We start from the raw sequence: 26,366 nt of genomic DNA on the forward strand, positions 1-26,366 counted from the left end.
CGTGGTCTCACCCACGATCTCATTTGAGACAAGCACGAAGGATCGTTTCCTGACGAGGCGAAGACGCGTGGCGGCTTCGGGCAAAGCCAAGAGCCTGGTCGGCGCCCCCGCGCTGACGTGCGCAAAAGGCATTCAAAAAACGAAGACTAATGTGCTCGTTCTCGGATCTTATTTGGGCTAGACCACCAACGGAAAGTTATTGCTCGCCGAAAATCGCGCGAAGCGACCTTTCGGAATTGACTTCCCGCAAGACTTCCATAGACTTCCAGCGTAAAGGCAGGGGGTCTCATGAGCGGTAATTTCTATAATTTTGCAGCCATACGCGGTGTCCAGGCTGGAACCGAATATTATGTGATCATGGTCCCTCTTAAGATGGTGCCAAAGATTTTCGATTTCGACAGTCAAGAATTGCCGGCAGACCTGCGTGCTCAACGCATACTGTCTAATGTCCGCGTTCCTCAAATCGCATCCTACCTCTCGGAAAACTTCGAGGAATATACGCTCTCGTCTCTCTGCGCATCCGTGGATGGTGATCTTGAGTTTTCTCCAGCCAGCGACGGTCTTCAGTTCCGTAATGTAGGCGAGCTACGGCTTTCGATGACAGCGCGCATCATCCTAAACGATGGTCAGCATCGTCGCGCAGCAATCGAAGAAGCCCTGAAAACACGACCCAAACTGGAAAACGAGACTATCTCAGTTGTGCTCTTCGTGGATGAGGGGCTGGAACGCTGCCAGCAAATGTTCGCAGACCTCAACAAGAATGCGGTACGTCCATCAGGATCGCTGAATGTCCTCTATGACCGCAGAAATCCTCTGGCGCGTCTGAGCACGCGCGTGTTAGAGGACATTCCGTTTTTCCAAGAATTCACCGATCTCGAAAAAACATCTCTTTCGAACCGGGCCAAAAATCTCTTCACCTTGTCCAGCCTGAATCAAGCCAACAAGTGGCTTGCCGGACAAGACGCGGATCGGTTCGGTGAGAACACTGAAAGCACCGTGATCGCATATTGGTGTCAGGTTTCTGAGGTTATCCCAGACTGGCAGAAACTGATGCGCGGCGCAACGACAGCAGGTGATTTGCGCAAAGAAACGGTTCATGCGCATGGCGTCATGTTGCAGGCGTTTGGTGTCCTAGGGGCAAGACTGATTGGAGCTAAACCGGATGGGTGGGCGGAAAGCCTGGCTCCGCTCGCGGAGATCAATTGGAGCAAGCGCAATGCCCAGCTCTGGCGTCCACGCGTCATGGGTGCGCGCGGCATGGATGGCAGTGTGAAATCCGTACATCTTGCGGCAAACGTCCTAGTGGAAGCTGTGGGCTTGCCACTCAATCAAAAAGAACAAGCGAATGAAGACGACTACCTGGCGTCATTGGCTGAGGAGAAAGTCGTCGCATGACAATAAGTACAGATACCGACCAATCAAAGAGCGTAGGGCTCGACCTTGTTGCCCTGCAAGAGCAGATCCGTACCGTTTACGCGGCAGACGACCGGCCATGGGTGATCGGATATAGCGGCGGAAAGGATTCAACCTGTGCCTTGCAACTGATCTGGAGTGCCATTCGTGCGCTTCCGGAAGATGCGCGACGCAAGCCAATCTTTGTCCTCAGTTCCGACACGCTTGTTGAGACGCCTGTGATCCTAAACTACATCGATGAGACTTTGGCTGCGATCAACGCGGCAGCAGTAGACCAGAACATGCCCATCACCGCACAAAAGGTGGTTCCGGAGATCTCAGATAGCTTCTGGGTGAACCTGATTGGTCGCGGATATCCTGCACCGTCAAAACGCTTTCGATGGTGCACAGAGCGGCTGAAGATCGACCCGGCCAATGCCTTTATCAAGAACCGCGTGGCCGAATATGGCGAAGTTGTCATGGTTCTGGGCGTACGGTCCTCTGAAAGCGCGACACGCGCGCAAGTGATGTCGCTGCACAAGATCGACGGGACGGCTTTGTCTCGCCATTCGACCTTGCCCGGCGCTTTCGTCTTCACTCCGATCGAGACCTTCGGTGTTGATGATGTTTGGGCTTTCTTGCTGCAAAACCAGTCGCCTTGGGGATCGGACAACCGCGATTTGCTTGCGATGTATCGAAACGCGCAAGCTGGCGAGTGCCCACTTGTGGTCGACAAGCAAACCGAAAGCTGTGGGAATTCCCGCTTTGGCTGCTGGGTGTGCACGGTTGTGACAAAAGACAAGGCCATGGAAGCGATGATCGACAATGGCGAAGAGTGGCTCGAACCACTGCTTGATTTGCGTGACGAACTGGCCGAGACACAGAACCCTGACAGAAAGAGAGAATTCCGAGACTTCAAGCGTCGGGACGGCTCAGTGACCTTCGTTGGCGATGCAGAGACGTCAATTCCTGGTCCGTATCTTTTCGACTATCGCAAGAAACTCTTAAGAAAGCTTCTGGAGGCGCAAGAGCAGGTGAATGCCAAAGCACCGCCCGGGGAGAAGACAGACCTTATACAGGTCGAAGAACTACGGGAAATTCGTCGGATTTGGCGCAGCGAGCAGGGTGACTGGGGTGACGCTGTTTCAGAGACCCTCAAAGCCGTGACGGGAAAGGAACTCCCAGCGGATGCGACCGACGGATTTGAATTCCAAGCTGATGACGCAAAGGTCCTGGCGGATGTCTGCGCCGCGCATGATTTGCCGCCACGCCTTCTGGCCCAGCTCCTGGAGGCAGAGCGTTCCGTGCGGGGCCTCAAGCGCCGGACCCTTATTCACAGAAAGATCGCTTCTATCCTTGAGCAGGAATGGCGAGACGAAACAACAGTCCTGAACGAGCGCAAAGCGCGATTGAAGAATCGCGAGGCATCTTCGTCTGACCCTCTGTTTGAGACTGAATCATGATCTTACAGTCTCTAAGCCTCTCTAATTTTGGTCTTTACGGCGGTGAGAATCGCTTCGATCTTGCGCCCGAGCCAGACGGGCAAAAACCTGTGGTTTTGGTTGTTGGCCATAATGGTGCCGGGAAGACAACGTTCTTGGAGTCCGTACGTTTGGCGCTCTACGGCAAACGCGCCCTCGGCGCGCGTGTTGGGCAGGCCGAATATGAGCGGCATCTCCTTAAACGGATCAACAACTTCGCCAAGGATCGCAGTGCTTCTGTCGAACTGGCCTTCAAAAGCCAACATCTCGGCAATGAAGATCTCTACACTGTGCGGCGATCTTGGGCGGCCCGCGGTGCCAGCGTCATTGAAAGCCTTGAGTTTGAACGCAATGGCGCACCGGTGGAAGATATCCCAAGCGAGGATTGGAACCACTATCTTGAAGACATCATTCCAGCTGGGGTGTCGCAGCTTTTCTTTTTCGATGGAGAGAAGATCCAAGACATTGCTGACGATCAGGAAAGTACCGGGCTGACTGATGCAATCAAATCCTTGCTGGGGATCGATATTCTCGATCAGCTTCGGGGCGATCTCGCCCTCTACAAATCACGCAGCATGGACCGGGACGGTGACACCGACCTGGAAGGTCTCCGGCGCGATCTCGAGATCGCAAAATCTGATCTGGTCTTGGCTGAGGAGGAGATTGGATCGCTATCAGCAAAGCGCACCCAACTCGCGCGCCGAAGCGAAGCGTCACAGAAAGTCTTTGAACAAGAGGGTGGCAGCATCGCGCTCAGCCGTGACACCCTGTCGGAGGAGCTTAAGCGGGTTGTAGCTGACCTGACCAAGCAAACCAACGCATTAAAGTCGCTTGTAAACGGTGTCGCGCCTTTTGCCCTAGCTCCAAACCTTCTCTATCGGTTTTCAGCAGACCTTGAGGAGGCGCGCGGGCAGCAAAGCGCGACAGCGATCGAAGCCTTTGTCTCGAATTTCCAGTCGGCCGTGGGCAAAGACGACGAGATATGGACGAATTCGCATTTTGCGCAACTGAAAGACTTCGCCAGGAAGCGCCAAAGTTCCGGGCTCAAAATGGCTCTGAGCTCCGAACCGGACTGGGTCTTGGCGAAACTTTCTCAGGTCGCGGACGAACGGGTAAAGGTCGCCACATTGGCTGCGCAACTGGCTGAGTTGCAAAAGCAACGTACGACCTTGAAGGATCAGTTGAAGAACTTCCGTCCCGGTGCTGCCTCTGGTGCATTTGAGGAGCTGAAGAAAGCAGAGTTCGAACTCGGCGCAGTTGAAACTGATTTCAATCGCAAGCAAGGCGAGGCGACACAGGCGCGTGCACTGATCGAACGGCTGGAGCGCGAGTTGCGTAAGTCACAGGACGCCGTCTTCGCGCTTGCAAAGGCTGAAGAGAAACGTGACCTGGCGACGCGAGCGCAGGCAGCACTCAATGAGTATGAGGAGCGGATTGTTCAGCTGCGCCTCGCCTCGCTTTCCAAGCATTTCATCGAGGCTTTCAGCGGCCTCGTCACGCGCAAGTCGCTCGTGCATGACGTCATCGTCGACCCCAACAGCTTTCAGCTGAAGCTTATGGGCAAAGAGGGCAGAGAGATTACGCCGTCCGAACTCTCCGCCGGTGAGCGGCAGCTCTTTGCAATCTCAATGCTTTGGGCGCTTGGCCGAACAAGTGGGCGAGAATTGCCCATGATCATCGACACGCCGTTGTCACGTCTGGACCGGAAACACCGGACAAACTTAATGGCAAATTACGTGCCGCGCAGCTCGGCGCAGGTCATCATGCTGTGCACGGATACCGAGCTGACCCCAGATCTGTTGGAGATCATCAGCCCTTATGTGAGCCGGCGTTTTGAGATTGGTGCTGTGGTCGGTGGACAGCGCACGGAGATCACGGTGTTGAGTGCTGAAGCGGATGCACAGGTTCTGGAGACGACTGATGCACATTAACAAGTTTCGGATCTCATCGACGGCGACCGGTCAGGTGCGGATCATTTCACAAAGATCCGGTCTGACACCCAACCTCGTTTGCCGCATGGCCATGCTGTCATCCTTTGAAGCCGGGCCCATATCCGGCGCAGCCGATGATGCGGGCGAGGGTCAAGAATTCAACGCCTATACGCTCTTTGGGGACTTCCAACCTCTCTTCATCGACCTTCTGAAATACGTCGAGTTTGGAGCTGAGGAGATCGAAACCGACGACAGTGATTTGCTGGCGCGCTTGCGGTTGCACATCGATCGTGGTGTGCGGCAACTCTCGGTTCGCCTCAAATCCCCGGCGGATGCGGCCGAGCTGATCGCGGGGAGTGCGTGAAGCGATGTCGGCACCGATTTACCTTGACCACAACGCTTCTACTCCGATTGATCCGGAGGTTTTGGAGACGGTCATACGTGTCAGTCGGGACGTATATGCAAACCCATCAAGTGTTGAGCACAGCCAAGGATCAGCGGCCGCTCGGGTTGTCGAGACTGCGCGCGCGCAGATTGCGGGCCATTTCAATTGCAAGGAAACCGAGCTTGTCTTCACAGCCGGGTCCACCGAAGCAAACAATCTTGCGATCCTTGGAGTGTTCCCTCGGCTCAAGGAGGCAGGACGCACGCATCTGATCACCAGCAAGATCGAGCACCCATCTGTTCTGGCCTGTTTCGACCATCTCGAAGCGCAAGGCGCGCGGGTAACGCGATTGGGGGTAGATGAAGGTGGCCAGATTTCCCTCGATGAGCTGGCTCAGTCTTTGACAAATGAGACCGGATTGGTTTCCATCATGGCCGCCAACAATGAGACGGGTGTTTTGCAACCGATCCTGGAGGCAGGCCAGCTTGCCGAGGAGGCTGGGGCGCTGTTCCACACGGATTTCTCGCAAGCTTCGGCTTTTGTGCCGCTTGATCTCAAGAACGCCCCCATCCATCTAGCAAGTTTTTCCGGACACAAGGCCTACGGACCGAAAGGAGTAGGGACCCTTTACCGCTCGATCCGAAAACCACGGGTCAACTTAGCCCCAGTTATGTTTGGTGGTGGGCAAGAAAAGGGATTGCGGGCAGGGACCTTGAACACGCCTGGCATTGCAGGCCTTGGACATGCATTTGAGCTCATCTCAAAAAACATAGACCATGACCGGGATCGGATTGGTGCCTTGCGAGACCAGCTTGAAAGGGAACTCAAAGAGACCTTAGCGGTGCAGGTCAATGGCAACACAGAGGCGCGGTTGCCAAACACGATGTCGCTCACAATCGACGGCGTTGTACCACAAGCGCTGATGCAGAAGCTCAGGAACGACATCTGCTTCTCCGCATCGAGCGCCTGCGCCACAGAACATGTCGAAACCTCTCACGTTCTGCTCGCCATGTTCGGCGACACTCCTAGGGCGCGCAATGCCTTCCGGCTAGGTCTGGGTCGGCAAACGGACCGTGAAGACATGTCGATAATCGCCAAATTCTTCATCAATGCTTCGGCTGAATTACTATTGTTGGCCACTGCGTAGACCGTCTCAGCAAAATCTCGATTGATCACGTCGAGCGTGCGACGGGTCGTACTGGATAACTGTTTCAGGTCCTTTTGACTTTCATGGAAAAGGTTTTCCTGGGTCTCGCTGCTTTTCTATCCTTACTAACTTCCTTGAGCCTCGTGTTGCTGCTACAAATAGTGGTAGCTAGGACGACGCTCCACAAACCTTTGTATTGAAAATCAAGCTAGTATGCCCCTTCGAGAGTTACCTACCCTTCCGTCGCTAAACACTTCAACGAACGGAATGATTTCGGAATTCTATGGACCAGCTCTGGCTGCAGCAAATCAATATGACCGTGGAGTAGGGTACTTTACATCAAACTGGTTGCGACTGGCTGGGTCGGGACTGGCGGTCTTTGCCGGCGGCGGAGGAAGAGCGAGGTTTGTAGTAAGTCCATACATGGGGGCAGAAGATTGGGCTGCACTCAATCAAGGCGATCAAGCTAAATCAGACCTGCTGCTTTACGAGAGCTTACGGAGCGTTGTCGACGACCTTCCGAGCGCGCTTGAAACCCAAACGCTGGCGGCGCTGTCATGGATGATCGCCGACGGCCTGTTGGACATACGCATTGCATTACCCAGAGGAGACCTAGACGGCGATTTTCACGATAAATTCGGAATATTCTCCGATGAACTTAGTGATAGTATCGCCTTCCATGGGTCGCAAAATGACAGCGCTAAGGCTTTCCGAAACTATGAGTCTATTAGTGTATTTTATTCTTGGATAGACGGACGAGAAGCTCAAAGAGTTTCAGAACACCAGCATCGCTTTGACAAACTTTGGAACAACCAAGATCCGAATGTACGCGTATTCCAGTTGCCAGACGCCATAAAGAAAAAATTGATCCAATTCACAAGCACTCTTGGTAGACCGTACAACGCACCCAAAGCCCCAAAAGTCAGCAAAGAGTCGAATAAGTGGATTCACCAAGACGCAGCGGTAGAGGCGTTTCTGGAGAAGAAACATGGCGTCTTGGAAATGGCGACCGGAACTGGAAAAACGAAGACGGCCTTCAAGATAATCGACGAACTCACAGAGCGGTGCGCAATAAAATCGGTCGTGATAACAATGTCTGGTACTGACTTGCTTACACAGTGGCACAAATCAGCGATCATGAGTTCGGATTTGGCCGTGTTCCGGCATTTTGGGAGATGGAAGGAAGCCTCTTCGTTTCTATCTTGTCGATTACCAAAAGTGCTGATTATCGCACGCCAACAGCTCAACAAAGTCTTACCTTTCCTTGAAGATGAAGACGTTAGTAATGCGCTACTTGTCTGCGATGAAGTTCATGGAATGGGTTCACCTTCGATGGTGCGCGACCTGACTGGACAACTAAGCAGGTTCAAGTATCGGCTTGGATTGAGTGCCACACCCGAAAGAGAGTATGACAGTGAGGGCAACGATTTCATTTCCGCCGAGATTGGGCCTGTCATTTTCGAGTTTGGGCTCGAGGATGCGATCAAAAAGGGTATCCTCTGTGGTTTCGAGTACACCGCGCTGAGCTATACACTGTCCAACGAAGACAAGGTTGAAATCCGTCAAATAATCAAGCGACACCATGCCAAACAAGCAGCGGGTGAAGCTGTGAGCGACGAGGCTCTGTACCGCGATATTGCTCGCGTCCGAAAAACCACAAAAGAGAAAATCAGGCCTTTCAACGACTTCCTGAGTGAACAACCAGATCTATTCAAGAGATGCCTCATTTTTGTCGAAACCGCAGCTTTTGGCAGAGATGTTCAATCACTGCTCATGGAAGCTCGCGTACCGTACCATACTTACTTTCAGTCCGATGAAAGTGCGAACTTGGAGCGTTTTGCAGAAGGCAAACTAGAATGCCTGGTAAGTTGTCACCGCCTATCAGAAGGAATCGACATTCAGTCCGTCCAGAACATCGTTTTGTTCTCCTCATCCCGAGCCAAGCTCGAAACAATTCAAAGACTGGGCCGATGCCTTAGGACTGACCCAGAAAACCCAACCAAGAGAGCACATGTGTTGGACTTTGTTGACTTCACCAACCAAGATGCGGTCGACGGCTCTGCCGACTTAGACCGATACAACTGGTTCACACAACTCTCAAACGTTATTCCGCAACAGGACGAAATAGAATGAATAGTGAAAACGTTATCGACCCGGAGGTCTTGGATGCCATTGCAGACGCCCTTCGCAAGCGCGGGTTGGAAGATACGCCCTATGCGCGAAAGTTCGAAAAGCGCATTGTGAACAAGTTGGTCGGTCAATTTCACGAATCTGATCTGCTCGATTTAATCAATGATATGCCGAACGAAGAGTAGGGCCGAGTCGGATGAGAGTTCAGATTACTGGCTGGCGTGCCAAAAACCTCCGTGGCTACCTTAGAGATGTTGATATCGATTTTTCTAGCCACCCTAAGCGCTGGACTCTTCTCCAAATGCCGAACGGCACAGGGAAAACGACAACCATGCGTCTTTTCCGAGATGCCCTAACGGGCAAGAGCCTTACGGCAACAGACATTAATTCCCTAAAAGTTGACGATAGTGTCGAATCTGGGTTTTTCGAACTAGCGCTAAGGATTGATGATGATCCGTGGAGAGTTCGAATGGACTTCGACTTTCGAAACGGTCGATGTACCTTCACTACAACATCCGTGAGCGATGTTTCGGGCGGAGATAAGCCTGGGCACCGCTTGCCTCCATTGTTGCGCGACACCTTTGAAGACAAGATCACCCAGCTGTTCGTTTTTGATGGCGAACTAGCATCAGAAATAATCGAGCAGGGAGCGGATCGTGCGGATAGCTCCATCAGGGCGCTCTACAAACTCGACCAGCTGAGAGAGCTTGAACTTGAAATAGATGCGCTAGCTAAGAAGCGCCAGCGAAGCGCAGCATCCATCTCCTCCGCAGCGACCAAGAACTCCATTGAGCGCTTCACAAATGAACTCGAAGAGGTTCTTAACACTTTAGCTCAACTTGAGCGCGATGAGCGAAGTCTGAAATCTGAGAAAAAGAAAAGCGAACGGGAGGTTGGCGAACTGGACCAGCGGATCGACGAACTTACCGGACAAAACACCCAGTATGCAGATGAGCTCAAGGAGATCGAGGATGAGATCCTGCGTTCTAGCAACCTCATTTCAGAACTGACGGCGCAGTCGATCCAGTTATTTAGATCACCACCTTTGCTCCATGAGACTGTATTCCATCGCCTGGAATCTCTTGGCGGGACCATGCAAACACTCAAACTTCCGCGCACCATGTCAGAAGAGTTCTTCCTTCAACTTGCCGAACAACCAAAATGTGTTTGTGGGTCGACAATTGGACAAGAAGAACGTCAAACTATTCTCTCAACGGCGAAAGACTATCTGGGCAATGACCAAATTGCCGTCATCAACCAGATGAAACTGGCGCTGCGAGAAGTTAACCAAGAACGGACCTCGCTTGGAGAAGTTTTGGGTCAGCTTGGGATGGCACGAGACGCGCTGCAGTTAGCTAGTCAACGAAAGCTAAGAATTGAAGCAGACCCCAATGCACCACGATTTGAAGAGATCGAGAAGTGCAAAGCTGAAAGAGCAAGAATTTTGAGTCGGCTTGCGACGGTGGATGAGTCAATTGAAAAGCTCACAGCGGACTATCTCGGCTCAACCGATACAGCATGGCAGAGCAACATTCCGGCTTGCAAACGAGAGCGCCATGCACGCCAAAGAAAACTTGATACTGTGTCTGGTACCTATGACTTCATGCAAAAAACTGAAGCACTCAAGGCTTTGGTTAAGAGTACTGAACTTGGCGCGGTCAAAAGACTAAGGACAAGGATCAAAGACAAGACCAACAAGAACCTCGAGAACATACTTCCAAATGAACAGTTACGAGTTTCTTCGATTGAAGGAAGTCTGTGTCTGACGACGGACTCTGTACAGGTCAAGACTTCAGTGAGTGAAGGTCAAAAACTTGCAGTGTCTTATGCTTTTCTTACGGCCTTGCTTGCTCAAGCGCCACACAAGCTACCCTTTGTCGTAGATTCACCGGCTGTTTCCTTGGACATCGAAATTCGCAGAACCGTCGGTGAACTGATACCTCCACTTTTCGACCAGATGATCATCTTTGTTATCTCGAGCGAGCGGGAAGGATTTTCTGATACATTCTTCGAACGAGACGATGTCGAGTATATCACAATATCGATTGATGGGATCACTGGGCGCCCAAAAGTTGAGAATGGCATTGACGCATTCCAAAAGTTCCACGCGACTGTAGGAGCTAAGGGATGAGTTTTTTGCTACACAAGGGCGTTAGGTCGTATTTTGGTTATCGAGACCAGAAGATGTTCTCAAACACCCCTCGGGATGACGATAGAGGTCGCGATTTCTTGCTGTTCGATGCATTCTATGCGTGCCTCATGGTAGGCACATGCATTTCCGGAATGGGACGTGAAGACGATTTGGAAGGAAGCACCTTCTTTCCAGGTGGCTACCCAGAAGTATTTCGCGAATCCAAGGAGTTCATTGGAGGTCTCGTCGTAGAAGCTGAGCTACGACGACTGGACACCGAGAACTATTCCAGCCGAGATTTTGAGCGAGAAATTGCAAAACTGCTCGATGTGAACTCGCCAACGCGGCTGAGTGAAACTGCTGGGGTGGACAAGGCGAACCTGTATGCAGCAGGAGGTTTTGATTATCTTGAAGAGCACCTCCAACCAAAGCCAACCAGTGTACAAGATTTCCTCTTACGGTTTCACGAAATGTGGAGTCGGCGAGTATCAGTTTGACGATAAGATCGGCGGGTTTTATGCAGGATTCTCTCAACCTTCGTTCAGCACAATCAACAGTTTCCTCGTTTCTCGGAGGCTTCTGCACCTTTGCGGTGCCACATTTTCAGCGAGACTATGCTTGGGACAAAACCGCAGTGTCTCTTTTTCTGGGAGATGTTGACCAATGTAGAAGGAGACGGGTTACAGCAGCACCCAGACCTCACTTTCTTGGAGCAATTGTCACATCGCCAGGAGAGATTCCCGGCACTTCACGCCCACATCAAATCGTCATTGATGGACAACAACGCCTTGCAACTGTTTATATGTTCCTCTGTGCGTTGAGGAGAAAATATCAAGAGACTGCTGAGAATGCGGCGGTGCTCGGCGATGCGCAAGAGTTTGCAGACTTTTTCGGTGCAAGAGCTGAAAACCTGATTCATACATTCGAACGAACCAGTGATATCGAGTTCAAGTCACAGAAGTCGATCCGAAAGCTTCTGCTCAACAAAGTGGACGATCCATATTTCGAACGCCTATTGGCGGGACAAGACCGTGAAGCGTCGAGGGTTTCTCACGATAGGCTGGAGCATGCAAACGCTGCAATCGTAGAGTACCTGCAGAGCCTTTTTGAGCGGGCTCAGGACAATCAAGACGCCCACAGAATTCTGGAAACACTATATGCGGTGTTCCTGAATGATCTTATCATTGTTCATTTGTCCGCTGGATCCAGTAGCCAAGCCAACCACATCTACAGAGTTCTGAACAGTCGGGGTGTTCCTGTATCCAACTGTGACCTCCTAAGAGCGTCTACTCTAGAATTTGCATCGCACAGACTGGACAGTGGCGAGGTCGGGTCAATGGAACAGGCATGGGACAATGTCCTATCAGGCGGAAACCTGATACCTGATGAAGCCCTTGAAGCTGCGTTTACCTCTCGAACAGGGATCCACCGGAAGCGACACCAGCCTGTCGACCAGATAGAAGAAGTCCTGTTTTCAAGCGTTCAAGGCGACAAAAAAGCGACGGAAGGTGAAGCCAAGAGTGTCTTGCAAGCTGTTCAACAACTAGAGCAAGACGTGGTTGCGATTCAAAAGATCGCCGGTGGTGAAATTTGTGTTGCGGAACACCCAAGTTTCACACCGGTCTTTAAATCGCGCTTTGAAGCTATCACCAAGGTCCTTTGTCAAGAATATTGCTTTCCCATGCTTCATGCCGCGTCGCTGCTAAGCCCCGGCACCTTTGTGCAGGTCGCCGACCTCGTAGAGCGTTTTGCGTTTCGATACGGTGTGGTGGTCAAAGCGCCTATCTATCCAGTCAGCGCAATATTCGAGAAACATATCCAAATCATACGGGAAACGCCCGATCAGTTTGGTGTCGGCGATCTTAGGAGTGACCTAGCAACCTTAGTCTCCGATTTTGCTGGAGACGATGTCTTTCAAGAGCGACTCAAGGCTTTGGAGTATGGACAAGATAATAACAAAACCATTCGCTACGCACTTGTCATGATGGAGCTCATGAAACGCTGGTTTGACGATGGAGCCCAGGGGAGACCTGTATGTCGGGATCCTTCGCGCGTTGTGGATTTTAAGACGGTTACGCTAGAGCACATAGAGGCACAAAACGCAGCTAATATGGACCCTGAGCTCAGGCCTTTTATAAACTCAATCGGCAACTTGACCATAATGAGCCAAGGAGAGAACGATGCCGTAGCTAATAGAGAGTTTGCAGCAAAACGAGCAGCGTTTGCGCAATCGGATCTAGCGACAAATAGGGATATTTCACAGAACGAAACTTGGGATATCAACAGTTTTCAAGATCGCCGTGGCGATGTCGTGGCAAAATTGTTTAGGATCTTTCAGATCTAGCAAGGTAGCAAACCTATGTTGATTTGTGCACAAAGTAGAGATGGCCTAAGCGAGCACGTGGGGCGGCACAGAAACGTGACAGGTTCAAGGCAAGCAAAGACACTGAGCACCAGACGATCAAAACTCAACGGTTCGGGTTGCATTCATGACCAAAGACTTACTGCTTGAGTTCTTATCCGATAGAATGTCGATGACTGATATTTATCAGCCAGTTGTCCTTAAAGAACTACTGCTCAACAAAGGGTTACGGACAAAAGCACAACTGGCGGCGGCCTTGGCAGGTCATGAAATTGCTGTCCAAGAGTATTACGAACGGATCGTAATGCGGTGGCCAAAATCCACTCTGACAAAGCATGGCATGATGGAGTATGAGCGTCAGGGCTCGAAGTTTCGGCTCGTAACCTATCCAACGAACCAACAAGCTCTAAACCGAGCATTGGCCATTTGCGACGAAAAGATCATAGATTGGATCGAGAAGAAAAAGACGCGAGAAAGGGCACCAGAAGCAGGTACGTCGGTCCGTTATGACATACTAAGGTTGGCGGGTGGAAAGTGCCAACTATGCGGGATCTCTTCTCAGGTTCGCCCGATCGATATTGACCATATTGTTCCCCGCTCGAAGGCAAACAAAGAAGGTAAAGTGCGGCTTCATGGAAAATTGATCGATGTCAACGATCCGGAAAACCTGCAAGCACTCTGCTTTTCCTGTAACCGAGCCAAACGAAACCAAGACAACACAGATTTCAGGCGCCGTGAAACCGTTGTCCGTGACGGCGTATCAGCGTGTCATCAAGGCGCTGGCAACGAAGCAGAACTCAAAGTACTTGAGGGTCAAGCGTTAATTTCCGCGCTTTATGAGAAGCTAGAAATCGACTACCTTAACCTCATGCAGACAAAGGAAGATCACCTGCGCAAGGCAAACCTCGCAGATATTATCGAGATTGTGTTTGCTCTTGGGGGACAGTCGGGCATCAGCAGAGAGAGCCTTTTGCAGCTTGTTGAAGAGAACAGGATCACGTTTGGCGGTTATGAGAAAGGGTACTACGGCCGCAGGTCGCTTGAAGGTCAGCAGCCAATTATGCGGCGCTCAGCATCACTGAAACCCACTTAACAGAGCTGCGGCCCAGTAGATCATCTTGTTCCCCCAGCATTTGAACTTCTAGCCCCAAGGGTTCAGCAACTAATCTGAGACCTTCAAGACTGACTGAGAATATTCCTCGGTCTGGCTCCGCCGGACCTAGCCGCAAAGTAACATATATCCGACCGTTTGCTGCAAGAAGACGGGACAGGCGCCGCAGTGCCGCAACTTGATCTTCAGGGCGGACATGCATCCAAACGGCGCTTAGGACAATCAAGTCAAAACTGCCTGAACTAACCTGAGCAAGTTCTGGCAATTCATCAGGCAGCCATCTGATCTCTGTTGCCTGATGCAAGTGCTGAGCGAGCCGTCTCATTGCCCCAGACGGCTCAACAGCCGTTACGTCGTGACCGAGCTGAGCCAGCCACGCAGCATCTCTTCCAGAACCAGCGCCCACATCAAGTATGCGTAGCTGAGTTCCTTCAGGGAGGGCATCCAAGTATGCGTTGAGCTCCGGATGCGCCTCGACCGGGTCAACCACTTCATACTGATCCGCCAAACGTACCGCATGATCTTGGTAGTAGCTAAGGGCGGGATTGTCCGTCATGTTAGCAAACTCCTTGCCCCAATCTGTTTGTTTAGCAGTAAAGATCAACAGAACGATACTTACAGCCGCGGCTAAGACGAGCACCACCTGAAATGCTGTTCGGACTACGAACTGTTTGTTGTACCATTGCGGCCCCTTCGCTTCGACGAAGTCTGGGCCAAGGTTGAGCCTTAGCCAATCCAAGTGTTTATCCATGACGTATCGCAACCGCACAATAATAACGGCAAGCGCTAAGTTCCCGACGAAAGCCAAAACCAAAAGTGCGACCTGAAACACTGGAAAGTCCGAAGCACCTGACACGCCGAACCACAATCCCCCCGTCAACGTCATCGATATGATAGGAATCTGCCACATCTGCTGATTCAGCGATCGAAACGTTTCGTAGTTCTGCTCGCAAGCGATCTTTTGGATCTCTTCAGAGTTACTTTTCGGCTTCCCGTTCATTGAACAGCCTTCTCCTAGTCTTGCACGTTTATGACCTAAACAATGCAAGACCTTGTGAACTGTTACAATTTAATAGTCCACTTGCTCAAAGCCGTATTCTCCACCGTAGTCATGCCAATCAACGAAGACGGATCGGTGATAGATATCAGGGCAATTCTGGCCCCAACGTTCAAGGCCAACATGGGCGGTGGGAAGGGCGGCTATGGAAGACCTTTGCCAGACGAAGTCACCTTGGATGCCATAGGTGCCCAGGACCACGGTGGCGCTACGGTTGCAGTCACCATCACGCCCGGATTCGTGTTGTCGCGCATACCGGACATCAAAGACACGGATCGACCGCACGAAGTTGAACTCAGGTCCGCTGATATCGATGTCCGCACGATTTTGAACGAGTCGGAGGGCCTGGTCGGCGGGAACAAGGTATTTTGGGGCTTCTGGGGTGCGCCAAGCAGCCATAATTGGATCAGCGGTATTGCGCGCTGGAAAGGATTGTCGCGATCCAGTGCTGTTATTCTGGAAAAGCGCTTCAAAGACGCGGTCTGCACTGTTTGCTGCTGGAGCGGTCTCAAAGGACGCACCCATGGGACAGCGCCAGATTTGAAGCGGCGGTTCCACCGGCCAAGGCGTAATGCGTCGGATGAATTCGGCGCGGGCTCTGGCGCATGGCACGGAAGCAGGCCAGCCGCCAGACAGGCACAGGAGGATCGCGCAATCGATCGGGTATGTCTGCGCGCGGGCCGGCATTGGCAGCGAAGAACTTGTCACAGTCAAAGCGACTGCGGCCGAGGGGAGGAGTTTCTTGATTAGATGACGCATGCTGAGGACCCTCTGAGACGGGCTTCAGCATACAGACGATAATATACTATCGCAACACTAAGTATAAAACCGCATAAGGTTTATTATGTTAATTCATATTCATTGGTGAATTAGGTGGGCAGCGGGTAACTAAGCCAACCAAGTTCCTTTTCGCGTTTCAACCAGACCAAAGCAGACCATGTTTCGATGTCAACAACGACGCTACCAATGGTTTTATTGCTAAAAACCGGATAACAATCATGAAGAATAGCAGAAGCGCGATGCTTCGTCATGTTCTCCGATGCTTCAGCAGCCACTCTTTCAAGCCGCTCGTAGCTTGAGTCGCTTGCATATACAGCCGGCATACCGGACAGATGCCTATAATGATTTGTATGCACGTAAGGGAAACTTGGCTCAGTGACTATAAAATCATCCGCACTACACTCAATGTTCAAGCAGGTGCCGTGAGTGTCGGACAGCACATAATTATAGCCCGAATATCGGGGGACATCACGAATTATCGCCAACGCAGCTTCAGCGTCGCAAGAATGACTAATGAGTCGTGCAACAACATTGCGCGGCAACCCGTGGCTTACGGTCGAAACAGGTAAACTATTTACCGCAGAACACAAACCAAACGAATTTACAGAAAATGCTGTACCACCAAGAGGTACGGCATAATAGTGGAATTCAAATACTGAAAACTCCCCAATTTTGCGCTTCAAAACGCAAATCGAATCACTCGCGTCAGCACTCCAGTCTTCATTATGGGCCAAAAGCTGACCATCGTTACTCAGAATAGTTGTGCATTTCTCCGCTTGATCCTTGTCGAACTCCGACTCTGTACTTAATACCCAAGCATCAATCAGATCGACTTGGGCAGCCTGAGAATAGCTGTCTATCTCCTCAGCAAGGTCGCCGGCCCACTTCTCTATTAGAGGCAGAAGACGCCGCACTTCACTGCGCTTTTCCAACCAACTATCTTGCGAACACTGTTCTTCAATGCTTCTCTGCGTCCACGAACCGAATTTTGAGCCCAGCTTCTGCCCCATTTCCCTTGGGTCAGAAGCCTCAACAACATGAAAATTTTTGTGGGCTTTTTTGGCCGTGGGTTGCATGGAACGGATCTAATTCTTCAAATCTACTGACAAGTAACGCCTAATGTCTCAAGAGTTCAGAAACCCTTTGCAAGAAGCCTATCGCTTCGTGATCGTTTTTGCCGACCCCTATCACCCCAATCATGGGACGGCGAGAACTAATGTAGGAAACGATAATACCTGACCCTTCGGCTGCATCGAATAAAATGTCGCCCAACCTTCGGTAAATCTCATCTCCGTTCAATGAATGTTCTCCGTAAGAAATGCTATCGTTCGAAATAAAGCTTCGCGATGTCCAATCGTCCCCGAAGCAATGCTTCGCAACTTCGTACACATGTGTACCCCCGGTTCGCCTTACGTTACTCTCCAAGGCATATAGTCCCTCATCGCCAACAATGAAATCTACATCATATGAACCTTCGTAACCCATCTCTTGCAGACGTTGCCCGACTTGGATCGTACGTTCTGCTACAACTGATGTCAGTGGCAGTTCTTGGATCGAGCGGCCCATACGGATCCCAATGAACGTACCGTCGGCAGCGATTACTTGGTCACAAATGTAGTCCAAACTCGTACCACTTGAAGACACAGTGCCTTCCCCAGAAGGTGATAAAGCACTCAACTTAGAGCTTGGTACGATGTACTCCTCAACGATATATGGCCCGTGCGACCATACCAAATCTGCAGAAACAATCTCTTTGACGGCTTTATCAATCTGCCTTTTATCTCTCTTATCAGCCTGTGCAAGCCAATCGAAAATCTCCATACCCCAACCGGACTCTCCATCATGAACCTTGAGTACAGCAGGAGTTCCTACTTCTGAAAACTCCATCAGCCTCGTAACGACTTGACTTAGCTCTTCGCAAACATACCCTCGCGGCATCCGAACAGCTGTATCTTGGAACGCCATCCGGAATTCAGCTTTAGAATCCATTTGTATCGCAGCAGCGTGGCTGACTGAGGGATCGCTCAGTTCAAGTGCACGGCAAAGGCTGCAATACTCCTTCGTTACCGCATAAGGTATGAGACGACTACTCGGATTAGACCTCAAGATAGACGCCAACCTTTCCAGCAAAACACCATCTCGTTCTATAGACCGACAAAGTCGCAGAGAGGTATTCGATGGTATAAGAATAGTTAGATCGCTATATCCAATTGAACTACATGTGTTACGAACCCATGCAGCGTCCACGTTCGTCGGGAGGACAACGATTTTTCTCCCTCCGCCGTACAGCAATGATCTATTGGAGAGGTCCATTTCATGCGCCGCCTGCACACCAGCAAGCCCCTGCATTTCCAGTCTTTCGGCATAGTCCTCGGAGGTATTCGCTAGGAAGATATCAACCAATGAAAATTTCTTTCGTTCGAAAAAATCTCAAAGTGAAGTAGCCTTTGAGATCACACCAGGTCCATAAAATAGACATGCTCAGTAAACCGCCACTCTTTGTTCTCCTCCAACTCGCCAGTATCTTGAAAGCCTGCTTTCTCATAGAGCTTTTTTCCTGAGAAGTTCTCAATCAGAAATTTTACAACTAACTTTTTCGGACTAATTTCCTTCGCTCTTTGATACTCAATAAACTGTTGTACAGCTGTCAGTCCGTAGCCGGACTGCTGATGCTCAAAAGCAATCATGAACCGATATAGTTCTACCGTCTCTGTGCCTTCATGCTCCAAACTCATTAAAAACCCGACCATCTCACCATTATGGCAAATTGCGAAAATCTCGCTTTCTGGCCGAACGCAAGCTTCCGCGATGGACCAAACATTGGGAGCCACCATCCCTTCTTGGGTCGGGCCCACCTTTAACTCGGCGCATTCTTCCCAATTATCGACATTCAACGGGTTCAAAGTAACGGTCAATCGAAGCTCCTTAAGGCAAATGATGTATCAACGACATTCTTTGACATAGCTTACCTCAATCACCCACCAGACGCTAAGCAAAACCTCTAACCACGGCACTATGTGGAAGAACTTGACTAGAGTAGCCTCGAAAAGCAACGTCAGACTTGGGCTGGGGAACCACAAACACCATGTAGCTTTCACAGCATAAACGAACTATACATACCGATCAATGAATGAGGATGAAATGACAAATGCGTATCCCTTCTGATCTTCGCAAACTAGCAAACAACGGCAAACTGGCCGTTGTCGCCGGAGCAGGAGTGTCCGCTGCAACCGCGCAAGGCAACTCAATCGCGACCTGGCGAGGGCTTCTCGAGCATGGGATAGACGAATGCACGCGCCATGGCACACAGAAGCTCGAGGCGAAGTCTGCTAACGATCTCAAATCGATGTTACAAACGGATGATCTCGACAATTGGTTGGCCATAGCCACACTCATTGAACGAAAGCTTGGCCATAGATCAAACGAATGGAACATGTGGATCCGCGAGACGATCGGTGAGTTGAAAGTGGAATCCGCCGCACTTTTGGACGCAATATACTCCTTAGATGCGCCGATTGTCACAACAAACTACGACACGTTACTCTCCCGACCCGGTCGTAAACGAACATGTATCCCGCTGGACTGGCAACAGAAAAATTTTCTTCAACTTTTACAAAATGACCCACTAGGTTACATTATGCATGTGCATGGATGTGCCGACCGACCCGAGCACATCGTCTTTGGCATGAGGTCTTATACGTCGATCTTAAACGAAGAACGCCTTCAAACATTTCTTCGAAATCTATCACTGAACTACGGGCTACTATTTGTTGGCTTCGGTGCAGGAATCGAAGATCCAAATTTTCAACCCTTTTTCGAATTCATTGCGAAAACTGATAGCGCCTATCGAAATTATATTTTGGTCAAAGACGGAGATGATGCGAAATTCAATAGCGTCAGCAACGTTCATGCCGTCTCATTTGGTTCACAGCACTCTGACCTACCTAATTTTATTCGGTCAATTCCATATGGCACAGAGCGCTTGGTCTATAACTCTGGCCATACGAAGTCTGAAGCTTACGAGCCGAAGACAGAGTTTCAAGACAACTCGATATCCCCAACTATGGTGCACCTAGACTCCGGAACCTTCAGGACCGACTGTGGTGTTGAAGTAGGTATTTCCCGGCCGTTCTCTATCTCAAAATACCCGATCACAGTAAGAGAATGGGATTACTTTTGTTCAGAGGCCGGACCACAATACAGAAAAATGATCGGCGACCTCAGCAATCCAAAAAAACCTGTTGTTGGGATAACCATACCCGATGCGGTAGCTTATACCAGATGGCTGTCAGAATTAACAGGCTTCAACTACAGGCTTCCCTCCGAGAACGAATGGGAGTTTGCAGCAAGAGCAAATAGTGAAACTAGGTTTTGGTGGGGCGAACATCCCAGCCACGACCATGCAAATTTTCGAGGAGGTAAGCACTCAAACGTTTTGGAAGTCGGCGATTTTCCAGAAAATCAGTTCGGCGTAGCGGGTCAACTCGGAAACACATGGGAGTGGACTGGGGATAATAGCTTCCCAACCAGGCACAGTCAGCAATACTGTCGCTTAGCAAGACCTGGTGATGGTGGAAACCCTGAAGAATGGGTTTTGAAAGGTGGATGTTTTTACTACGGCGACGAAAAACTACACCCCGGTGCCAATATCACGATGGAGGCAGACGCGGTATTTAACAGCGTTGGTTTTCGAGTCATACGAGAGATTCCCTCAACTATCGAACATGAAAACGAATATATCCTCGCATCCGGCATAGGTCCGGTTTGTTTGTCCGTGCATGAGGTTGCGGGCAATACAAGTCTAGGCGTCGCTGAATTTGGCCACTCAGCGAGCAACGTATGGGTTGTTGAACGAGTGGAAAATACTATGCAGATTTCGCTAAAACACAGAGATACCGGTCTTTACTTGGTTCGGCCGGACGATTTTGCAGACTATAGTTCTTTGGAACTGCGTGAAGACATCAAAGGTTTGAGGAAGAAATCGAAGTGGGAACTCGTCAGAAACCCCGGCGGTTTCCTTATTTTAGCGAGCGAAACAAATAAGGTAATTGACTTGGACGGTGGCCGAACGAAATCGCAGCCAGACGTTATTCTTTTTGAGAAGCACGGAAACTTCAATCAGATTTGGAACTTAGTCAACGTGAAACATCTGGGTTAACGCCATGTATCGTAATCATGAACCATCTTTTGATAACGGCAGAGCACGATGTGAATTGATCGAAAATAGGCACTTATCAAACGAAAACATCGCTAACCTGCGTCAGCCATCTTGTATTTCCTTATGATCATAAGGCAGCAGCTGCAGAGCAGACAACATCGGTGAATCGGTGAAGCTCAAGATGTCATGTGGTCATTCCAAATGCTTTTCAAAGAAGACACTTTTTGGGTGCTTTTCATAAGGGAAAAATGCATCAACTTCTTCAAAATTTAGTCTTCGATAAAGCGAAATAGCAGCAGGCTGCATGGTTCCAGTCTCGAGTACTAGTGACTTGGCCCCTGCGCTCTTAGCAAATTCCTCCAGCACAGCTAAGAGTTTTCTTGCAATTCCAATTCTCCGATATTCGTCAACAACAAGTAGCCTCTTAATTTCATACACGTCTTCCCGCAATTTACCCAGCGCCACATGCCCCACAACTTCCCCGTCAACACGCGCCACCCAGAGAACTCCTCTAGAATCATCGATCTCCTTTGCAGATATTGGCGTGTTCTTTAGCTCAGAATGTGTCGCTCGGTAATCGGCGTCTGCACTTTCAAAAAGTGTCCGAATGGCTTCCTGGTTTGCCTTCTCAATAGTTATCTTTGCACTCAGGGTCGAACTCATGTTTGTGTGACCCAAAGGAGTTGTGCGTTTCCATGGACCAAAACGTCGAAGTCTCGAAGTGAAGGCGAATTAGGAAAAGATTCTCGTAAAAAAATCATAATCACTCAACTTAATTTATTTAAGATTAAGGCCGCAACGGCGAGATCTCCCATAGCATGCCCTCTAAAGACAAAGGCACTACTTTTTTTGGCTGCTCTACCGTGTTTGACGCCCGTTTCAATCAAGAGTTTGAGGTCGCCCGACACAATATCAGGATCAACCAGCTTTGTGGACATAGTATTTTCTTGCACTTGGTCGTCTATGAAAACCTCGTCGAGACTACTCAGGCTTGCGGGAAACCAAGCAGCCTCCGCTGGTACAGCAGCAAACGCATCAGAGCCAAGCCAATTTGCGTCGAGAAAGGGCTCACTTATGGCGGACGTGGCGACCGACGTTGTAACGATGTCAGAGTTCGCTACAATTTCTTGCGGGGATAAGTTCACATCAACGCTTAGCCCGAGGGAGCATGCAAGCTCGGTCAGGAGCTCGATATTTCTTTTTCCGCGGCTATAGATTTTGATATGCTTGAGTGGAAAAAGCTCCGAAAATGCACGAAGGTGGCTTCGAGCTTGCACTCCTGCACCTATAAAGCCGACTGTTTCTGAGTTCACTTTGGCCAAATACTTGGATGCGGTTGCGCTCAATCCCGCAGTTCGAACAGCCGTTATCCAATTCCCGTCGATTGTCACCTGCGGTATTCCAGTCTCACCATCCAAGACCGTTACTAAAGAATTGATTTGTGGCAGGCCACGCTCGGCATTGCGTTGGCTCATTAGCGCAGACTTTGTAACCACAATTGGAGGGTTGTCCGAACAAGCCAGCGTTGCCATAATGTAACGCCCATCGGGATGGTTAATTACCGACTTGGGCGATGAGAAAGCCTCTGAAGTATCTTCCTTTTTTATCATGGCTTCTATACTTTGGATCACTTCGGAAGTGGAAATATTTAGCGCGTTCAAATCGTTAGCGGCTAAATATTTTATTGATGTCATGTCTAATGTCTCTCCTTTATTATGTCCTGACAGAGTCGATAAAAACCGATCAGCTGACATGAAGTGTAGACCTGAGTTTTCATCGACTCGACACAAGTTAAACTTCAACGGCTTCCAACTTTATCACATGCCCCTAAGCAGGCTTGCACTTCGTAGAGTACCGAATCACCGCAAATCTCGCCGTTGGAGCCGAACGATAGTCGACACCCTTTAACCTTGCATAATTCCTTTCATCCGTTCCAAAAATCGAACTATTGTCGTTCAAGATTGGGTTTTGCTTTGATGAAAACTGCAGAGTCATACTTAGAAGGCACGCATCACCTTTTACCACTATGTCCATAGGCCTTGTCTTGGCCTACAGATCAACTTTTTGGCAGAGGGTCTCCAATTAAGAGTAAAGGCACATTTTCTGTTGGTGTTTCAAAACCAATCTTTCGATATAGCTCCTCTCCCTCGAAAGTTGAAAAGAGCGCCAGGAAATGAATGTCTTTGATTTTAACTTTTTCTATCATCATGGATAGCATTTCTGTAGCAATTCCTTCTCGTCGATAGTTCGGCTCAACAATGACGTCTTGAATATATGCGTACTGGCACCAATCGCTGACGACACGAGAAAAGCCGACGAGCCTACTGCTATCATCTCGCGCAGTCAGAACACTACCCTCGATGGCCACATATCTATTGTAGGCCTTCTCTGTTATCAAAGGCCAGTCTGTAAAGCACCAGAGTTGCTTGTATTCGAGATATTTTGGGCACTTCCAGTAGAATGTTACTCGCCTAGACATCTTGGAGAACGCTTACTCGATTTCGGAGGAATTCTCCGTAATTTGCACTGTCGTTCTCTTGAATGAAGCGGTTGAGATCTCGCAAATTGTGATGCGGCACATCTGCAAAAAGGTGATGTAGAGTATGATATCCGTCGTTGTGTGGGTGGAGCCAAAGCCGGTGCAGCCATCCTGTGTTTGAGAAAGTCTGTTCGGCAACACTGCTATCCGTCACATAATCATGCTCGGCTGCCTCTCCAATAAACCTTAAGATTGGCAAAACTAGTAGAAAAGGTACCAAGAAACTGACGATCCAATAGGTGAGAGCAGTTTGAAACCCCACTGCCAATGACACTGAAAACACCAGAAGAACATGCCAACAACTGGCTATGGCCGCAGTCCTTTTGTCAGTACCAATCGCCCTCCACCAAGACATCCAGTATGGTATCAGTCTATTTGCAATCTCATAAAAAAATTTCAACGGTTCGGACCGGTCAAGGCCTTCTAGCTGGAGCTCCCGATGACGCACAAAGTCTGGGTCGTATTCTGTACCCAACTTGTTGTGATGCAACTCATGGGAGGCACGATAGTTCTGCACTGTACTGAACACCGGATAGGCGGCGACTATATTCACAGCTATGTCGCTAATTACTCTAGTTTGACGGCCCAATCCAACTTTCGACAATGCAATGTGTAGTTTGCCAGTTGGTTTGACGTTAACAATATTATAATGTGATCCGTCGTGGACAAGGCATTCGAGACCTCGCATACCCCGAGCAGACACCAGAAAACAGAGTATAGCAAGCGGCACTTTGATCGGATGGTCGATCCAAAAAATGACCAACGGAAGCAACCAAATACACAAGTAGTCAGCTAGCAAGAACCCCATGTTTACAAAGAGTGAAGGGGTCCGTAGCGACTGTTTTTTCGCCCACACATCGGGACTTGGCTTATAACCTGAGGCTCTTGGCATGCTTACACCTTTGGGACTAGAGCCAAAAGTCGTGCCGGAAATCCCGATCCACCCAAAGACTTCGGAAAACCAACGACAATCGTAGAACCTACTGGAGGTATTCCACTCATTGATGCCATAAGTTCAACTTGATAGACATTCTGACGCAATATGTAATCTTCGCATTCAAAGTTGTCAGCGGTCACCTTCATGCCACCGTCAGTATCTGTTGGCTCATGGCCAAAAGCTAGAACTTTTCTTTCTTTCAAGAGAAGCTGCGCCGCCTCAACGCTCCATCCAGGGAAATGCGCGACGCCACTTGAATCCTTATTCGACATGCGTTGTGGATCTGGCCACCTCGAACTCCACCCCGTCTTCATCGCTACAAATGCACCGGATGGAACACGTCCATACGCACTCTCATGTTCGAGCACTTTCTCGGGCGACATCAAATAGTCACTGTCACTTTCCGCCTCAGCAACACAGTCAATTACCACCAATGGGAGGACAAGTTCTGACGGCAAAATCTGATCTAGGGTCCTACCACCTTCAACGAAATGGATTGGGACATCTACATGTGTCCCCCACTGGCCAGCAAAACCGTAATAGTGCGCTTGAAAGCCATCCTTCTCAAAATCATAGATCTTCTTTGTGCTTTCTTCCGGCATATCTTCAGCATGAGGTATGCCTGGAAAGAAAGTATGACTGAGGTCAACGATGTGATAATCTGTAACGTTCAAAAATTTATCCTTCAAACTCTATACTGTGCTCTCTTTGAATATGGCAGCCGGAACAGCTTTTCGTCCACTACAATCTCACCTGTATCCTCGAAGCCGAACTCAGTGTAAACGTGCTCTGCGTAGGTATTATATGTCAAGAACATGATCATTATGTCATCCTCATATCCTTCGGCTTCCCATATTTGATTGACAGTTAGTCGTAAGGCTTCACGTCCGTAGCCCTTCTTTTGATGCCGCCTATCGATCATGAAACGGTGAATGTGTCTTTTCCCGTCAAAATCCTCCGTCAGGTACATCATGAATCCGACTGGCTCTAAATCCTGATTTTGAATCGCAAAAGTGACAGAGCTTGGCCTTACGTAGGCTTCAGCCAAAGACCGGACGTTTGGGCCAACGAGGTTGGCTTGCGTTTCTTCGACCTCAAGCGATATCACTTCTTTCCAGTTTTCTTCGGTTATCTCGACGAGATTACAAAGGCTCATCCTTCACCTTTCATTTTACGTTTACTAATATCTCGAACTTTGGTGGGCGTCACCGGGCTTCTGGAACTTACGTCCTCCCACTCTTTCAGTATTTCTTTCGCGTCTTGCACTTGTCCGTACGATAGTCGTCTTTGAAGAGTGCCATAGTTAACGGCAGCAATTCGGTGAGCCTCATATCTCTCAAGAAAACGAGAGAATGTTTGAACAGCGACCAGAACAGCCGAAAGAACTCCTAATAACGGTATTAGATAGATAAGTTGTGGAGAAACGCTCTTCGCGTCAAAGAAAGTAAGGGCGCTGGTTACAGTTGTTAAAACAACCGCAGAACCGCCAACTAAACTGTGTTTCAGCTGATATCTTTCCGCACAGGCATAATGTGCCATCTGAGAAATCCTCAAGCTCTCTGCTATTTTATCCGTTTCACTATGCATAAGTAGACTCTTGTAATTCTAATCGCCGCAAGTAAGAGGCACCGTTCTGACCGTGGCACAGTGCTAAATCTCAATCAAGGTAGCAACCGGAGAACGTAAATTCTAGATTTCGGTTAGACTATAGAAGTCAATCAATTCCTTTTGGTGGTCATTGATGTCAGGCTGACATCTAAGCACCCTCCTCGGCCCGCAGACGTCCCACATCACTGCAAGCTCACTCGTACTCCAGCGATACACC

At 49.7% G+C, this 26,366-nt stretch carries 24 protein-coding genes; 12 read left to right on the top strand and 12 right to left on the bottom strand.

The genetic code is table 11. The features are described from left to right. Positions 1–288 precede the first annotated feature (288 nt). The 11 genes from dndB (at position 289) to ABMC88_RS17510 (ending at position 14,052) form a co-directional block, all read left to right on the top strand. Complete coding sequence (dndB, locus tag ABMC88_RS17460; protein ID WP_349578163.1) at positions 289–1,395, top strand: DNA sulfur modification protein DndB; 1,107 nt, start codon at positions 289–291, stop codon at positions 1,393–1,395. Next, on the top strand, positions 1,392–2,855 hold the full coding sequence (dndC, locus tag ABMC88_RS17465) for a DNA phosphorothioation system sulfurtransferase DndC (protein WP_349578164.1): 1,464 nt from the start codon (positions 1,392–1,394) through the stop codon (positions 2,853–2,855). Before dndB ends, dndC begins: the two co-directional genes overlap by 4 nt. Continuing rightward, a complete protein-coding gene (gene dndD / locus ABMC88_RS17470; RefSeq protein WP_349578165.1) occupies positions 2,852–4,804 on the top strand; it encodes a DNA sulfur modification protein DndD in 1,953 nt (650 codons plus the stop codon). The genes dndC and dndD overlap by 4 nt, the downstream gene beginning before the upstream one ends. Beyond that, on the top strand, positions 4,794–5,168 hold the full coding sequence (gene dndE, locus ABMC88_RS17475) for a DNA sulfur modification protein DndE (protein ID WP_011567101.1): 375 nt from the start codon (positions 4,794–4,796) through the stop codon (positions 5,166–5,168). Before dndD ends, dndE begins: the two co-directional genes overlap by 11 nt. Positions 5,169–5,172: 4 nt before the next feature. Further along, a complete protein-coding gene (locus tag ABMC88_RS17480; RefSeq protein WP_349578166.1) occupies positions 5,173–6,336 on the top strand; it encodes a cysteine desulfurase family protein in 1,164 nt (387 codons plus the stop codon). 267 nt (positions 6,337–6,603) lie between these two features. Further along, complete coding sequence (locus tag ABMC88_RS17485) at positions 6,604–8,469, top strand: DEAD/DEAH box helicase family protein (RefSeq protein WP_349578167.1); 1,866 nt, start codon at positions 6,604–6,606, stop codon at positions 8,467–8,469. After that, complete coding sequence (locus ABMC88_RS17490; protein ID WP_349578168.1) at positions 8,466–8,651, top strand: hypothetical protein; 186 nt, start codon at positions 8,466–8,468, stop codon at positions 8,649–8,651. Before ABMC88_RS17485 ends, ABMC88_RS17490 begins: the two co-directional genes overlap by 4 nt. 11 nt (positions 8,652–8,662) lie before the next feature. Continuing rightward, positions 8,663–10,597: an AAA family ATPase gene (locus tag ABMC88_RS17495; protein ID WP_349578169.1), complete on the top strand. Its 1,935-nt coding sequence runs from the start codon at positions 8,663–8,665 to the stop codon at positions 10,595–10,597. Further along, on the top strand, positions 10,594–11,094 hold the full coding sequence (locus ABMC88_RS17500) for a hypothetical protein (RefSeq protein WP_349578170.1): 501 nt from the start codon (positions 10,594–10,596) through the stop codon (positions 11,092–11,094). The genes ABMC88_RS17495 and ABMC88_RS17500 overlap by 4 nt, the downstream gene beginning before the upstream one ends. Before the next feature lie 20 nt (positions 11,095–11,114). After that, entirely contained in the window at positions 11,115–12,941 is a 1,827-nt protein-coding gene (locus tag ABMC88_RS17505) for a DUF262 domain-containing protein (protein ID WP_349578171.1), read from the top strand. Between the two features lie 145 nt (positions 12,942–13,086). Then, the gene (locus ABMC88_RS17510) at positions 13,087–14,052 is read left to right on the top strand and encodes an HNH endonuclease (protein ID WP_349578172.1); all 966 of its coding nucleotides are present in this window, start codon (positions 13,087–13,089) and stop codon (positions 14,050–14,052) included. Here ABMC88_RS17510 and ABMC88_RS17515 read toward each other — a convergent pair. From ABMC88_RS17515 to ABMC88_RS17535, 5 genes are all read right to left on the bottom strand, one after another. Further along, a complete protein-coding gene (locus ABMC88_RS17515; protein WP_349578173.1) occupies positions 14,018–15,070 on the bottom strand; it encodes a class I SAM-dependent methyltransferase in 1,053 nt (350 codons plus the stop codon). The genes ABMC88_RS17510 and ABMC88_RS17515 overlap by 35 nt on opposite strands. A 69-nt stretch (positions 15,071–15,139) precedes the next feature. Then, a complete protein-coding gene (locus ABMC88_RS17520) occupies positions 15,140–15,886 on the bottom strand; it encodes a hypothetical protein (RefSeq protein ID WP_349578174.1) in 747 nt (248 codons plus the stop codon). Between the two features lie 110 nt (positions 15,887–15,996). Next, positions 15,997–16,983 (bottom strand): C45 family autoproteolytic acyltransferase/hydrolase, encoded by a 987-nt coding sequence (locus tag ABMC88_RS17525; protein ID WP_349578175.1) that lies wholly within the window; start codon positions 16,981–16,983, stop codon positions 15,997–15,999. A gap of 40 nt (positions 16,984–17,023) precedes the next feature. Beyond that, complete coding sequence (locus ABMC88_RS17530) at positions 17,024–18,310, bottom strand: preATP grasp domain-containing protein (RefSeq protein WP_349578176.1); 1,287 nt, start codon at positions 18,308–18,310, stop codon at positions 17,024–17,026. Positions 18,311–18,360: 50 nt separating this feature from the next. Further along, entirely contained in the window at positions 18,361–18,822 is a 462-nt protein-coding gene (locus ABMC88_RS17535) for a GNAT family N-acetyltransferase (protein ID WP_349578177.1), read from the bottom strand. A 233-nt stretch (positions 18,823–19,055) separates the two neighbouring features. On the opposite strand from ABMC88_RS17535, the gene ABMC88_RS17540 reads away from it, so the two are divergent. Next, complete coding sequence (locus ABMC88_RS17540; RefSeq protein WP_349578178.1) at positions 19,056–21,065, top strand: SUMF1/EgtB/PvdO family nonheme iron enzyme; 2,010 nt, start codon at positions 19,056–19,058, stop codon at positions 21,063–21,065. Positions 21,066–21,257: 192 nt separating this feature from the next. Here ABMC88_RS17540 and ABMC88_RS17545 read toward each other — a convergent pair whose 3' ends face one another. From ABMC88_RS17545 to ABMC88_RS17570, 7 genes are all read right to left on the bottom strand, one after another. Next, positions 21,258–21,728 carry a GNAT family N-acetyltransferase gene (locus tag ABMC88_RS17545; protein WP_349578179.1) on the bottom strand — a complete coding sequence of 157 codons (471 nt, stop codon included), beginning with the start codon at positions 21,726–21,728 and terminating at the stop codon, positions 21,258–21,260. 104 nt (positions 21,729–21,832) lie between these two features. Next, positions 21,833–22,759: an ornithine cyclodeaminase family protein gene (locus ABMC88_RS17550; RefSeq protein ID WP_349578180.1), complete on the bottom strand. Its 927-nt coding sequence runs from the start codon at positions 22,757–22,759 to the stop codon at positions 21,833–21,835. Positions 22,760–23,121: 362 nt separating this feature from the next. Continuing rightward, a complete protein-coding gene (locus ABMC88_RS17555; RefSeq protein WP_349578181.1) occupies positions 23,122–23,544 on the bottom strand; it encodes a GNAT family N-acetyltransferase in 423 nt (140 codons plus the stop codon). Further along, positions 23,537–24,496 carry a fatty acid desaturase gene (locus tag ABMC88_RS18590; protein ID WP_439655620.1) on the bottom strand — a complete coding sequence of 320 codons (960 nt, stop codon included), beginning with the start codon at positions 24,494–24,496 and terminating at the stop codon, positions 23,537–23,539. The genes ABMC88_RS17555 and ABMC88_RS18590 overlap by 8 nt, the downstream gene beginning before the upstream one ends. 2 nt (positions 24,497–24,498) lie before the next feature. Then, positions 24,499–25,215 (bottom strand): cyclase family protein, encoded by a 717-nt coding sequence (locus ABMC88_RS17560; RefSeq protein ID WP_349578182.1) that lies wholly within the window; start codon positions 25,213–25,215, stop codon positions 24,499–24,501. A gap of 11 nt (positions 25,216–25,226) precedes the next feature. After that, positions 25,227–25,697: a GNAT family N-acetyltransferase gene (locus ABMC88_RS17565; RefSeq protein ID WP_349578183.1), complete on the bottom strand. Its 471-nt coding sequence runs from the start codon at positions 25,695–25,697 to the stop codon at positions 25,227–25,229. Continuing rightward, a complete protein-coding gene (locus ABMC88_RS17570; protein ID WP_349578184.1) occupies positions 25,694–26,128 on the bottom strand; it encodes an SLATT domain-containing protein in 435 nt (144 codons plus the stop codon). The genes ABMC88_RS17565 and ABMC88_RS17570 overlap by 4 nt, the downstream gene beginning before the upstream one ends. Positions 26,129–26,366: the final 238 nt, after the last annotated feature.

This window comes from Sulfitobacter aquimarinus (genome assembly GCF_040149565.1).
In the GTDB taxonomy this organism is placed as follows: domain Bacteria; phylum Pseudomonadota; class Alphaproteobacteria; order Rhodobacterales; family Rhodobacteraceae; genus Sulfitobacter; species Sulfitobacter aquimarinus.

Coding starts and splice junctions, on each gene's coding strand:
- ABMC88_RS17550 (WP_349578180.1), bottom strand. CDS start 22,759: ATGACATCAATAAAATATTTAGCCGCTAACGATTTGAACGCGCTAAAT.
- ABMC88_RS17570 (WP_349578184.1), bottom strand. CDS start 26,128: ATGCATAGTGAAACGGATAAAATAGCAGAGAGCTTGAGGATTTCTCAG.
- dndB (WP_349578163.1), top strand. CDS start 289: ATGAGCGGTAATTTCTATAATTTTGCAGCCATACGCGGTGTCCAGGCT.
- ABMC88_RS17555 (WP_349578181.1), bottom strand. CDS start 23,544: ATGTCTAGGCGAGTAACATTCTACTGGAAGTGCCCAAAATATCTCGAA.
- dndE (WP_011567101.1), top strand. CDS start 4,794: ATGCACATTAACAAGTTTCGGATCTCATCGACGGCGACCGGTCAGGTG.
- dndC (WP_349578164.1), top strand. CDS start 1,392: ATGACAATAAGTACAGATACCGACCAATCAAAGAGCGTAGGGCTCGAC.
- ABMC88_RS17480 (WP_349578166.1), top strand. CDS start 5,173: ATGTCGGCACCGATTTACCTTGACCACAACGCTTCTACTCCGATTGAT.
- ABMC88_RS17565 (WP_349578183.1), bottom strand. CDS start 25,697: ATGAGCCTTTGTAATCTCGTCGAGATAACCGAAGAAAACTGGAAAGAA.
- ABMC88_RS17490 (WP_349578168.1), top strand. CDS start 8,466: ATGAATAGTGAAAACGTTATCGACCCGGAGGTCTTGGATGCCATTGCA.
- ABMC88_RS17510 (WP_349578172.1), top strand. CDS start 13,087: ATGACCAAAGACTTACTGCTTGAGTTCTTATCCGATAGAATGTCGATG.
- ABMC88_RS17545 (WP_349578179.1), bottom strand. CDS start 21,728: ATGAGTTCGACCCTGAGTGCAAAGATAACTATTGAGAAGGCAAACCAG.
- ABMC88_RS17500 (WP_349578170.1), top strand. CDS start 10,594: ATGAGTTTTTTGCTACACAAGGGCGTTAGGTCGTATTTTGGTTATCGA.
- ABMC88_RS17495 (WP_349578169.1), top strand. CDS start 8,663: ATGAGAGTTCAGATTACTGGCTGGCGTGCCAAAAACCTCCGTGGCTAC.
- dndD (WP_349578165.1), top strand. CDS start 2,852: ATGATCTTACAGTCTCTAAGCCTCTCTAATTTTGGTCTTTACGGCGGT.
- ABMC88_RS17505 (WP_349578171.1), top strand. CDS start 11,115: ATGCAGGATTCTCTCAACCTTCGTTCAGCACAATCAACAGTTTCCTCG.
- ABMC88_RS18590 (WP_439655620.1), bottom strand. CDS start 24,496: ATGCCAAGAGCCTCAGGTTATAAGCCAAGTCCCGATGTGTGGGCGAAA.
- ABMC88_RS17540 (WP_349578178.1), top strand. CDS start 19,056: ATGCGTATCCCTTCTGATCTTCGCAAACTAGCAAACAACGGCAAACTG.
- ABMC88_RS17485 (WP_349578167.1), top strand. CDS start 6,604: ATGATTTCGGAATTCTATGGACCAGCTCTGGCTGCAGCAAATCAATAT.
- ABMC88_RS17515 (WP_349578173.1), bottom strand. CDS start 15,070: ATGAACGGGAAGCCGAAAAGTAACTCTGAAGAGATCCAAAAGATCGCT.
- ABMC88_RS17525 (WP_349578175.1), bottom strand. CDS start 16,983: ATGCAACCCACGGCCAAAAAAGCCCACAAAAATTTTCATGTTGTTGAG.
- ABMC88_RS17520 (WP_349578174.1), bottom strand. CDS start 15,886: ATGCGTCATCTAATCAAGAAACTCCTCCCCTCGGCCGCAGTCGCTTTG.